The sequence below is a fragment of the Holdemanella porci genome (genome assembly GCF_009696075.1).
GTDB lineage: Bacteria > Bacillota_I > Bacilli_A > Erysipelotrichales > Erysipelotrichaceae > Holdemanella > Holdemanella porci.
Genome location: NZ_VUMR01000004.1, coordinates 33,642 through 46,167 on the forward strand (window position 1 = coordinate 33,642; position 12,526 = coordinate 46,167).

10 protein-coding genes are annotated in these 12,526 nt (G+C 33.8%); 9 read left to right on the plus strand and 1 reads right to left on the minus strand.

What is annotated here, in order from left to right; translation table 11 throughout:
- Positions 1 to 16 precede the first annotated feature (16 nt).
- From FYJ55_RS01610 to FYJ55_RS01620, 3 genes are all read left to right on the plus strand, one after another.
- Positions 17 to 238 (plus strand): DUF3955 domain-containing protein, encoded by a 222-nt coding sequence (locus FYJ55_RS01610; protein ID WP_154555346.1) that lies wholly within the window; start codon positions 17 to 19, stop codon positions 236 to 238.
- Positions 239 to 287: 49 nt separating this feature from the next.
- Positions 288 to 3,362: an ATP-binding protein gene (locus FYJ55_RS01615; RefSeq protein WP_154555347.1), complete on the plus strand. Its 3,075-nt coding sequence runs from the start codon at positions 288 to 290 to the stop codon at positions 3,360 to 3,362.
- A gap of 124 nt (positions 3,363 to 3,486) precedes the next feature.
- The gene (locus tag FYJ55_RS01620) at positions 3,487 to 4,446 is read left to right on the plus strand and encodes a helix-turn-helix domain-containing protein (protein WP_154555348.1); all 960 of its coding nucleotides are present in this window, start codon (positions 3,487 to 3,489) and stop codon (positions 4,444 to 4,446) included.
- A gap of 30 nt (positions 4,447 to 4,476) precedes the next feature.
- Here FYJ55_RS01620 and FYJ55_RS01625 read toward each other — a convergent pair whose 3' ends face one another.
- Positions 4,477 to 5,712, minus strand: coding sequence for an MFS transporter (locus FYJ55_RS01625; RefSeq protein WP_154555349.1), 1,236 nt, complete (start codon positions 5,710 to 5,712; stop codon positions 4,477 to 4,479).
- 210 nt (positions 5,713 to 5,922) lie between these two features.
- Between FYJ55_RS01625 and FYJ55_RS01630 the strand changes: the two genes are divergently transcribed.
- The 6 genes from FYJ55_RS01630 (at position 5,923) to rpsR (ending at position 12,502) form a co-directional block, all read left to right on the plus strand.
- On the plus strand, positions 5,923 to 8,841 hold the full coding sequence (locus FYJ55_RS01630; protein WP_195836633.1) for an acyl-CoA dehydratase activase: 2,919 nt from the start codon (positions 5,923 to 5,925) through the stop codon (positions 8,839 to 8,841).
- A 2-nt stretch (positions 8,842 to 8,843) separates the two neighbouring features.
- On the plus strand, positions 8,844 to 10,100 hold the full coding sequence (locus FYJ55_RS11240) for a 2-hydroxyacyl-CoA dehydratase (RefSeq protein WP_268234124.1): 1,257 nt from the start codon (positions 8,844 to 8,846) through the stop codon (positions 10,098 to 10,100).
- Positions 10,097 to 11,320 (plus strand): putative ABC transporter permease, encoded by a 1,224-nt coding sequence (locus FYJ55_RS01640; protein ID WP_154555351.1) that lies wholly within the window; start codon positions 10,097 to 10,099, stop codon positions 11,318 to 11,320. The genes FYJ55_RS11240 and FYJ55_RS01640 overlap by 4 nt, the downstream gene beginning before the upstream one ends.
- A 105-nt stretch (positions 11,321 to 11,425) precedes the next feature.
- Positions 11,426 to 11,719 carry a 30S ribosomal protein S6 gene (gene rpsF, locus FYJ55_RS01645; protein ID WP_117572080.1) on the plus strand — a complete coding sequence of 98 codons (294 nt, stop codon included), beginning with the start codon at positions 11,426 to 11,428 and terminating at the stop codon, positions 11,717 to 11,719.
- 16 nt (positions 11,720 to 11,735) lie between these two features.
- Positions 11,736 to 12,254: a single-stranded DNA-binding protein gene (gene ssb, locus FYJ55_RS01650; protein WP_154555352.1), complete on the plus strand. Its 519-nt coding sequence runs from the start codon at positions 11,736 to 11,738 to the stop codon at positions 12,252 to 12,254.
- Between the two features lie 17 nt (positions 12,255 to 12,271).
- A complete protein-coding gene (gene rpsR, locus FYJ55_RS01655; RefSeq protein ID WP_003864783.1) occupies positions 12,272 to 12,502 on the plus strand; it encodes a 30S ribosomal protein S18 in 231 nt (76 codons plus the stop codon).
- Positions 12,503 to 12,526 lie beyond the last annotated feature (24 nt).

Below are 12,526 nucleotides of genomic sequence, written 5' to 3' on the forward strand. Positions count from 1 at the left end.
ATAAGGGGATGTTATTATGGATCAAAAGGATCGTGTATTTACACCTGCATTTGTTGCGAATTTATTTTTGATTGCAGGAACTGTTTTCTTGCTTTTAAAGGGGAAAATAAACGCATATGTAGGAGTAGATGGTTTAAAGCATGAAGGGATGGCTTTGGCACTCATTGGATTTAGTTTCATGGTTGTCGGAATGTGCATATGGATTGTAATATGGATTAGTCGCAGGATGAATAAATGAATTCATCCTTTTTCTTGTGATAATTTCATTTTCTTAATACAATAATAGTATGAAGAATAAGAAAAAGAATCATTTCTCAAAAATAATACGTTTTCTAATGACGGCTTTAACCAGTCTTTTGATTGTACTGATTTTAATCATCATTTTGATGGTATCACGCATTCAAGGGACGGCTCGTGTTGTCAATTATGCAGGATTAGTACGTGGAAAAACACAGCAAATTATTAAATTGGAAGATGCAGGAATGCCGCAAGATGAAATGATTGCGGATGTGGAAGGCTATATAAAAGGACTTCGTTTTGGTAGTGAAGAACTAGATTTAGTATCTTTAGATGATAAGGCTTTTCAGGCAAAGATGGAAGAATTAGATGCGTATTTTGATACTTTAAAACAAGAAATTGATCTTGTTCGACAAGTTGGATATGAGAATACGAATATTATTCAAAAGAGTGAAACTTTCTTTTCTCTATGTGATGTGGCCACAGGGCTTGCAGAAACATATGCACAAAGAATCGCAACACGCTTAGGACAATTTGAAGCGTTGACAATCATTGATATTGTAATTCTCATCTTTATGATTTTGTATGAGCTTATCAAGGCTTTGCGTTATGCCAAAGTGAATCGTGAGTTAAAGACCAAAGTTTATTTAGATGAAGCAACGGGATTGCCAAATAAAAATAAGTGCGAAGAGATTTTAACTTTAGAAGCTGAACAAAATATGGCAATCTGTGTTTTTGATTTAAATAATCTTAGAATCATCAACAATCAACAAGGACACGAAAGAGGTGATTTATATATCAATTCGTTTGCGAAAAGTCTTCGTAAAGGTGTGGATGAAAATCAATTTGTAGGTCGCTGTGGCGGTGATGAATTCATTGCCTTCTTTAAAAATGTGACAAAGGAAGATGTAAAAAGAAATTTAGAAAATATCAAAAAAGAATGTGCTAAATGTTCAGAAATTCCATTAAGTTATGCGGTTGGTTTTGCGTATTCAAATGATTTTTCAATATTAACAATGCGTGAATTGTTTTGTCAGGCGGATAAAAATATGTATATTGATAAAAACCAGGCAAAAATCAATGAAGCTACAGAAAAACGTGATTTGATTCTTCGTGTTATACAACAATTAAAAGATAAAGGGTATAATTTTTCGGATTGTATTTATTGTGATGCCAAAATCGATGCATATTTTACTTTACGGGCTAGCTATTCCTTTTTCTTAGCAGAAGATGGCATCTACTCGGGAGCAGTTGAGCAAATTCTAAATGAATTGTTTGAAGAGAATAAGAAGGAAGAGTATCGTCATGTGTTGCAGCTGGACTATTTAAATGAGTGTCTCACAAAGGAAAATCCTGTATTAGAAATTTCATATTGTCATCAAATTAAGCGTACAAAATTAAAAGGGAAAATTATAGCCGTTTATTTAGACAGCGATGAAAAGAATCATCTGCATCATTTTGCGTTAGGTTTTAAAATTTATTATGACACAATTGAAATGGATGAGAAGCAACAATTGATGCGTTATTATGATCAGTTGAAACAATCTATTTTAGAAAACGATCATTATATTGAAGCTTTGATGGCAATGGCACAATCAATTTTCTCGGTGAATTTAACGCAGAATCAAATCGATGGTATTTACGACAATTATATGTGTGCAGATAAAAAACCAAATTTACCATGTGATTATAATGCATATGTTAAACAATTAAAAGCGAATGTGTTAGAGGATTGTTTGGGAAGCTTTAGCGTTGTTGAATCGAGTCAAAGCCTTTTAAATCGATATAGAGCAGGGGATAAACATGTTACGGTTGAATATCAGATTCAAATACCACATCAAGGTGTGATTTGGATTCAAGAAATGATATTGATGAGTGAAGATGTTATTTATGATATAGATATTCAAAAGGAACGTAATATAGTACGTGCTATTATTTTGTTCAGAAATACATCGGCATTTCATGAGAAAGAAGATAGAGAAAAGAAAAAGTTACAATTAGCATATCAAAAAGTAGATTTAGAAAGTAAAGCTAAAACTGATTTTATAAATCGTATGAGCCATGATATTCGTACGCCAATCAATGGTATTTTAGGTATGATGCAGATTATACGTAAAAACTGGGGTGATATGGATAAGTTGGATGATTCTTTAAATAAGATGGAAGTTTTGACAAAACACTTAAATGAATTGGTTGAAGATGTTTTGAATATGTCTAAATTAGAATCAGATCATATGGAGATTGTGAATGAGCCATTTGATTTAAATTATATGGTTGAAGAATTGAATAGTTTGATTGATGCCCAAGTATCCCTTCAAAATATTACATATCACAAGCATATGGAGAATGTAGTCCATACGCATTTAATTGGAGATGCATTACAACTTAGAAGAATTCTCGGAAACTTATTAACGAATGCCATTAAGTACAATAAGTCAAATGGCACGATTGATACGTATGTCAGAGAAATATCGAGTGACGATTCAAAAGTTACATTTGAATTTGAAATCAAAGATACGGGAATTGGTATGAGTGAAGATTATATTGGAAATCACTTGTTTACGCCATTTTCACAAGCTAAACAAGATGCCAGAACAAGATATGAAGGAACTGGTTTAGGTATGTCGATTGTGAAAGGTTTAGTGGATAAGCTTGGCGGAAGTATTGAAGTCAAAAGTGAAGTGGGTGTAGGTACACAAATTAAGGTCATTCTTTCTTATCAATTGGATACATCCAATACTGCAAAACAAGATACTTCAAAATTGGATTTAAAGGATAAAAGAATTCTTTTAGTAGAAGATAATGAAATCAATATGGAAGTGGCAGAGTTTTATTTAAATGCCGTACATGCCAATGTAGATAAGGCATGGAATGGATTAGAAGCAGTTGAAAAAGTTAAGGAACAACCAAATAAGTATTCTTTGATTTTGATGGATATTATGATGCCAAAAATGAATGGGGATGAAGCTGCTAAATGCATTCGTAAAATCAATCCATCCATTCCAATTGTCGCCATGAGTGCACAATCAGAATATAGTGTGAATCAAACGATTATGAATGATTCGATCTCAAAACCAATTGATGAACAAAAGCTTAATCATATATTAAGTAAATATGTTGCATAGATAAAGACTTGATTTGAATTCAAGTCTTTTCTAGTATATGCAACTGTAAATTGATAAATTGACAAGCCAGGTTGGTGGAATGTAATCGCAAATTTTAGTAAACTTTGGCTAAGGAGGAAGAACTATGATTCTAGCTAATAAAATAATTGAAGAAAGAAAAAAGAATGGATGGACACAAGAAGATCTTGCACAAAAACTAAGTGTATCCAGACAATCGGTTTCAAAATGGGAAAGTGCAGGAGCTATTCCAGATTTAAAAAAGATTATTCAGTTAGCTGACTTATTTGGAGTGAGCACAGATTACTTGTTAAAAGATGAAGTTGAAAAAGAAAATACAGAGACAATATGCGATACAGATTGTGAATTACATCGTGTGAGTATGGAAGAAGCGAATGCATATATGGATGAAAAGAAAAAAGCAGCACCTATGCTTGCGAATGCGACAACATTATGTATCCTAAGTCCAATTCCTTTATTTCTAGTTTCAACTTTCAATAATGGCTTAGCCATTGGAATTGCATGTGCCATATTATTAGGTATGGTTGCACTTGCAGTATTTATCTTCATTAAAATAGGAATTAAATTGAGTCCTTTACAATTTTTAGAACAAGAACCCTTTGAAACAGAATATGGCGTAACAGGACTTGCCAAAGAAAAGAATCAAAGCTATCAAGAACATTATTCCTTTTCGTTAGCTTGTGGTGTTGTTCTATGTATTTTGTCTGTAATTCCGTTGATTATTGCAGGTTGCATGGAAGCATCTGATTATGTGTGTACATTATGTTTAGCTATATTATTAATTTTGGTTTCCGTTGGTGTGAATATTCTAATTCGTGTTTCCACAATAAAAAGTAGCTATGATACATTGCTGCAAGAAGGTGATTATACGAAAAAAGAAAAGCGTGCAAAGAAGAAAACTGAAACATTCACAGGTGCATATTGGTGTCTTGTAACAGCTGTTTATCTTGGTTGGAGCTTATGGACAAAACAATGGGATATCACCTATATGATTTGGCCTGTTGCTGCCGTCTTATATGCAGCCATGCATGGAATTATAAAAACGATCATGAAATTAGATAAATAAAAAGATTGTACGTTACTTGTACAATCTTTTTCAGTCGTCCATTTTAGATACTTTATTAAAAATTAGGTATCCAATCACAAACATGATGGAGAGAGCGGCAACACCTAAGTTTTGTTTACCCGTAATCTGTGTTACAACACCAATCAACATAGTTCCTAAAAAGCTAGCGCCTTTACCGCAGATATCAAATAGTCCGAAGTATTCACCACTGGCATTTTCTGGAATGATTTTTGCGAAGTATGATCTAGATAAAGCTTGAATACCACCTTGGAAACATCCAACCGCAACCGCTAATATCCAGAATTCCCATTGTTTATCCAATTGTACGGCAAATAAAGCAATTAAGAAGTATGCGATGATCGCAACCTTAATCAATGAAGCCGTATCTTTTGTTTTGGATAATACAGCGAATGTTAAACTTGCAGGGAAGGCAACAATTTGAGTCAATAATAAAGCCAATAGAAGACCAGTTGTATTTAATCCTAAACTTGTTCCGTAGGCGGTAGCCATATCAATAATTGTATAAACACCATCAATGTAGAAGAAGAATGCGAATAAGAATAAGAAGACTTTCTTTTGTTCTTTTGCCTTTATTAAAGTGTCTTTTAAACGAGCAAACGTATCTAATACAGGATGTGCTTCTGGTTCAATATAGAATTTTTGTTTGTAGCTTTTTACTAAAGGAAGTGTAAATGCTATCCACCATACAGCATTTAAGATGAATGCAATCATCATGGCTGTCTTTAATGTCATTCCCATTTTGTCATACATTAATACGAAGACTAAACTAATAATAAATGGAACAACACTAGCGATATAACCCCATGCATATCCTTTTGAACTTACGGCATCCATTCTTTCTTCTGTAGTAATGTCTGTAAGCATTGAATCATATACGATCAAAGATAAAGAATAGGCAACTTTGGCAGCAATAAATAGGACTAGAAATGCAAACCAAGAAGTTGGAATCCAAAAACAAGCTAATGCTAGTGCACCTAGCATTGCACAAGTTAAGAAGATTTTTTTCTTGTGATCTTTATAGTCAGCCAGTGTTCCAAGAATTGGACCAGCAAGTGCAACAATTAATGTTGAAAGACTTGCTGCATAGCTCCAATAACTTAGGTAGTTGTGTTCGGCTACCCCTTGCGAGCTTGAAAGATAATTAAAATAGATAGGAAGAATTGTCGCGACTAATAAAATAAAGGCAGAGTTTCCCATGTCGTAACAAATCCACTTGAATTCAAGTTTTGTTAATTTGTTTTTCATTTGATTTACCAACTTTCCAAAAATAATTATAACAATCCCATGTATTGAACATGTTAACTATTCGTTAATTTAATGATATATGTTTTGTCATGAATAATCTACAACAAAGTGAACATATTTTGTAAGTTGTCGTTATTTTCATTTGAATACATGAAAATAAATGAAAAATGGGTATAATAATACTAATAATAAAAGAAAATGGAGGAGATTATGGGTTATCGTATAGGATTCGACATTGGAAGTACAACAATCAAAGCGGTTGTTTTAGATGAAAATAACCAAATCTGTTATAAAAGTTATGAAAGGCACAAGGCGCAAGTGCGTCAAAAAGCTTTAGATAAATTAGTAGAATTAAAGAAATATACAAAAGAACCATTTAAATTCGCAATCAGCGGATCAGGGGCTTTAGGATTAAGCGAACAAGGAGAATTGCCTTTTGTTCAAGAAGTATTTGCGAGTGCGACTGGAGTTAGTAAATTATACCCGGAAACAGATTGTGCTATTGAACTTGGTGGAGAAGATGCGAAAATTCTTTTCTTTCAAGGAAGCGTAGAACAAAGAATGAATTCAACTTGTGCTGGGGGTACAGGAGCTTTTATTGATCAAATGGCCACCTTATTAAATATGTCTTTGGAAGAAATGAATGAAGCCAGTTTAAACTATCATCGTTTATATCCCATCGCATCTCGCTGTGGTGTGTTTGCGAAAACAGATATTCAGCCATTGATCAATCAGGGTGTGGATAAATGCGATTTATGTGCCAGTATTTTCCAGGCGGTAGTAGATCAAACCATTACTTCACTAGCACAGGGAAGAAAAATTGAAGGAAACATTCTGTTTTTAGGCGGACCACTTTACTTTATGAGTGGATTAAGAAATCGATTTGTTGAAACTTTAAAATTAAGTGATGTACAAGTGAATTGTCCTGACACAGCCATTAACTTTGTGGCTTTAGGAACTGCCATTTGTGCAGATCAAGAATATACATATGATGAATTGTATAAGGTTTTAGAAGATTTGGTGCATGCACCGGCTAAATTAACTGAATCAAAACCTTTGTTTGAAAGTGAAGAAGACTATCAAAAATTTATTGAACGTCATAAATCACATGATGCGAAGTATGCAGATTTAAAAAATTATGCAGGTAAAGCTTATTTAGGAATTGATTCGGGTTCAACGACCACAAAACTCGTTTTACTCGATGAAAATGATGCAATTCTATATGATTCTTATACATCAAATAAGGGAAATCCATTAGATGTTGTATTAGGGGATTTAAAGAAAATTTATGAAACAAATCCAAATATTAAAATCTATGGATCCTACGCGACAGGTTATGGCGAAGAATTAATGCGTCATGCTTTCCATTTGGATGGTGGAATCGTTGAAACAATGGCGCACTATACAGCTGCTCGATCTTTCAATCCAGAAGTAGACTACATTCTAGATATTGGTGGGCAGGATATTAAGTGTTTTAAAATTCGTGATGGACACATTGATGATATTGTATTGAATGAAGCTTGTTCAAGTGGATGTGGTTCATTTATTGAAACGTTCGCAAAATCGTTGGGATATGATGCAAAAGAATTTGCGACACTTGGATTAAAATCGAAACACCCTGTTGATTTAGGAACTCGTTGTACAGTGTTTATGAATTCAGGGGTTAAACAAGCCCAAAAGAATGGGGCAAGTATTGAAGATATTTCGGCTGGACTTTGTAAATCTGTTGTAAAGAATGCGTTATATAAAGTTATTCGTGCAAAAAATAAGGACGATCTTGGAAAGCATATCGTTGTGCAAGGTGGAACTTTCCAAAATGATTCTGTACTTCGTTGTTTTGAACAAGAACTTAGACTTGAAGTCATTCGACCAAGCATTGCACCTTTAATGGGTGCTTATGGAGCAGCTTTATATGCGAAAAAATTACATCGAACAAGAAGCAATATTTTGAATTATGAACAACTAGTTAAATTTACGCATGAATCACAATCTGTTGCTTGCCAAGGCTGCAACAACCATTGTTCATTGACAATTAATACATTCAATGATGGAACACGCTTAGTTGCAGGAAACAAATGTGAAAAAATGGCGCACAATTTAGATATAAAAAAGGAAGAATTACCAGACTTATACAAAATCAAAACGGACATGTTGAATGCGCAAAAGAAAAAATTTAAACATGATAAAAAAATTGGTATGCCTTTAGTTTTAAATAACTATGATTTATTGCCTTTCTGGACGCGTTTCTTTGATAGTTTAGGCTACGAAATTGTGTGGTCAACACCTAGTACTAAAGAAATGTATCATTCAGGACAACAAAGTATTCCTAGTGATACGGCATGTTTTCCTGCTAAAGTTGTGCACGGACATATTCAACAATTGATTGATAAAGGTGTGGATGTAATTTTCTATCCATGTATGACCTATAATATAGATGAACATCAATCGGATAACCATTATAATTGTCCATTGGTTGCCTACTATCCAGAAGTGATTGCGGCCAATATGGATCTTGATAAGACAAAAATTGTATATCCATTCATTAATTTTGATCATGATGCGACTTTTGCAAAGGCCATTCGTATGCATTTTGAAAAGGTGGGTATTCATTTTAGTGAAAAAGATATTATTATTGCGAAAAATGCAGCTACAAATGAGTATGAAGCATTCCATGAACAATTAGTAAAGGAACATCAAAAAGCTGTAGCGTATGCACGCGAAAACAACCATCCAATTATTGTGCTTTGTGGACGCCCATATCATTTAGATCCACTGATTAATCATCAAATGAATCAGTTGTTAACACAACTTGGCTTTGTGGTTGTTAGTGAGGAAAGTGTCCCTCGTCAAAAGAATCATAAAGTGAATGTTTTAAATCAATGGACGTATCATGCAAGACTTTATCAAGCAGCACATTATGTAGTTGAGAATAAAGATATGAACTTAATTCAACTTGTAAGTTTTGGCTGCGGTATTGATGCCATTACAAGTGATGAGGTTCGAGATATATTAAAGGATGGAAATAAATTTTATACTCAAATCAAAATTGATGAAATTGATAATTTAGGTGCGGCAAAAATTCGTTTGCGTTCGTTGAAAGAGGCGATTGGCCAAAAGAAAGGAGTATAAAATTGAGTTTAGAATATACATTATTTAATTCAGATATGAAGAAGGATTATACGATTTTAGTTCCTTCTATGCTTCCTATTCACTTTCGCTTATTGACACCTGTCTTTGCGAAAAGCGGATATAAATTAGAAGTTTTGACAAATGAAGGGGAGCAAGTACGTGAAGAAGGTTTAGCACATGTGCATAATGATACTTGTTATCCAGCGTTGTTGGTTATTGGACAGATGATTGATGCGTTAAAAAGCGGAAAATATGATATGGATCATGTAGCCTGTGCTATTACACAAACGGCAGGAGGATGTCGTGCAAGTAATTATCTTTCTTTATTGAGAAAAGCTTTGGCTATGGAAGGATGGCAACACATTCCTTGTTTATCTGCCAATGCGAATGGTCTAGAAAAAGGTAGTAGCGTTGAATTTACAATGCCTTTGATTCTTCGCATTCTTAATGGAGCTTTATATGGTGATGCTTTAATGTGGTTAAGCAATCAGGTGAAGCCTTATGAACTTGAAAAAGGAGCTACAGATAAGGCGGTAAATCAGTTTATTGATGAATTGATTCCGATGTTTGAACATGGATCTTATAAACAATCAAAGCGTATTTATAAAAAGATGTTGGAAATGTTTAAGGCGATTCCACAAGATCGTACTCAGATAAAGATTCGTATTGGAATTGTTGGGGAAATTTATATGAAATATTCTCCATTAGGGAATCAACACTTAGAAGATTATTTAATTGAAGAAGGCTTTGAACCAGTACTTTCTGGTGTTATGGATTTTGCGCTATATTGTGTAGAAAATTCAATTATTGATTATGAATATTATCATATGCACGAAAAAAATCACTATATATACAATATAGTAAAAGATGTGATTATGCGTATGCAGAAAACATTTAGAGATATAGTAAAAAAAGATGGAACTTTTATTGCACCAGACGATTTTAGTGAAGTCATTGGTAACGGAAAAGCATTTATTAATCCAGGTGTAAAAATGGGTGAAGGTTGGCTTTTAACAGGTGAAGTTGTTTCACTTATTAAATCTGGCGTCACTAATGTGATTAGTGTACAGCCATTCGGTTGTCTGCCAAATCATATCGTTGCCAAAGGTATGGTTCGTAAGATTAAGGATGAATATCCGAAAGCGAATATTGTTGCGATTGATTATGATCCTAGCGCATCAAAGGTAAATCAGGAAAATCGTATTCGATTGATGTTGGCAAATGCCAAGTTAAGTGAAGAAATGAAGGCAAGTATATGATGGAATTTGTATATGCCTATGCTTACTTTGTTTTGTACGCCTTTTTAGGTTGGGTTTGTGAAGATTTATATTGTGGAATTCCCGCAAAGAAATTTATTAACCGAGGCTTCTTTTATGGTCCGTATTGCCCAATCTATGGAGTAGGTGCTTTACTGGTTTTATATCCTTTATTGTTTGTGAAAGATTATCCTATACTTGTGTTTGTTTTGGGTGTCATTATTACGAGTGCTTTGGAATATATTACAAGTTGGGTAATGGATATTTTATTTAAAACAAGATGGTGGGATTATTCGGAAAGATTTATGAATATTAACGGGCGCGTATGTTTGTTGAATTCCACTTTATTTGGCATTATGTCTATTGTGGTGGTTTATATCATTCATCCTGTAATTCAAGATATCGTAATGGATATTCCTTTTACGGCATTGATGAGTTTTTTATCGGCTTTTACAATTGGATTTGGTATTGACTGTGTATTTACTGTACTTGCCTTACTTCGTCGCAAACAAGTATTCCAGAAAGTGCAAGTTCAAATGGAAGCTTTCAAAAAGGATTTCGAAGCCGAAAGTCAATTGCGTGTTCAAGAAGCGCAAGAAGCTTTCCAAGAATGGATGTTGTCTCGTCCTGATTTATCCGAACGTATAGAAGAATTTCAAAGCAGTTTGGACAATTTCTCTTTAGAAGCAAAAAAACATATTTCAAAAGCTTTCCCAGAACGTCGTATTTCTACAGAAATTCGTAATATTGTAGCGGATGGTAAATTAGCACTTGAAAGAAGACGATTAAATGTGAATAAGCAAGCTGAATATTGCGAATTAACAAATATGGTTATGATTCAGGATGAAAAGGGTAATGTGTTAGTTCAAAATAGCAAAAATCCAAATGGATACACATTGCCAACTGGTCATATTGAACTTGGTGAATCATTTGTACAATCAGCAATGCGTGATGTGAAAGAAAAAACTGGTTTAAATGTTGAACAGTTATGTTTGTGTGGAACAAAACAATTTATCTCGAGTGATAATTGCAGACATATTGTTTTTTTATATAAAACAAATGTGTTTAATGGAATCGAAAATGAAGAATCAAAGTGGATTCCACTGTCAAATATTCATGATTATAAGTTGATTTCAGGTTTAAATGATGTTCTAGAAGTGTTTGAAGGAACAAAATATAATGAGCTTTACTATAATGCTCAATATCAATTAAAAAAATATTAGACTTTGTGGTTTACAAGCAAAGTCTTTTTTTGTTATAATAGCTAAGCAGGTTTATGCCTGTTCTCTGCTTCGTAAGAAGCCAAAAGACCAAAGGGAGGTGTACACATGAAAAAATATGAAATTATGTACATTGTGAATGCATCTTTAGATGATGCAGCGTTCAAAACAGTTTCAGATCGTTTACATGCAACAATCACTGAAAACGGTGGTTCAATTGATAAAGTAGATGACTGGGGTGTGAAAGAATTCGCTTACGAAATCGATCACATGAAAAAGGGACACTATGTAGTTATCAATGTAACTGCAAACAATGCAGGAGTTTTCGAATTCCAACGTTTGTCTCGTATCAGCAACAATGTAATTCGTGTTATGGTTGTTAAAACTGAAGGCGAAAAATAATCGAGGTTAAATAAATATGATTAATCGAGTAGTATTGGTTGGGCGTTTGACACGTGATCCTGAATTACGTAAAACGCAAAGTGGAACAAGTGTTTGCTCATTCACAATGGCAGTTGGTCGTCGTGTTTCAACACAAGGACAGCCAGATGCAGATTTTATTAACTGTGTTGCTTGGAATAAAACAGCTGATTTAATGACACAGTATTTACACAAAGGTTCATTGATTGGTTTAGAAGGACGTATTCAAACTCGTTCTTATGACAATCAACAAGGACAAAGGGTATATATTACAGAGGTCGTCGCAGAAAGTGTTCAATTCTTAGAACCTAAAAATGCACAATCAGGTTATTCAGCTCCAAGCCAGGATTATGGAATGAATCAAGGTTTTGCTCAAAATACATATGCTGCTCCTGTACAGAATGGATATAATCAAAATCCATATTCAAATCCTGTGCAGAATACAAATAATGCATTTGATTCAACATTCAATGCAGATGATTCACTAGATATTGCTAGTGATGATCTACCATTCTAGAAAGGAAGGACTTACTTATGGCATTTAAAAAACAACGTATGGGTCGTAAAAAAGTTTGTTACTTCACTAAGAACAAAATTAAGGAAATCGACTACAAAGACGTAGAATTATTAAAACGTTTCATCAACGCTAACGGAAAAATCATTCCTAGACGTGTGACTGGAACTCGTGCAAAATACCAAAGAATGCTAGCAACAGCTATTAAACGTGCTCGTCAAATGGCTTTGTTACCTTACGTGGTTGACTAATTAGACTTCATATATTGAAGTCTT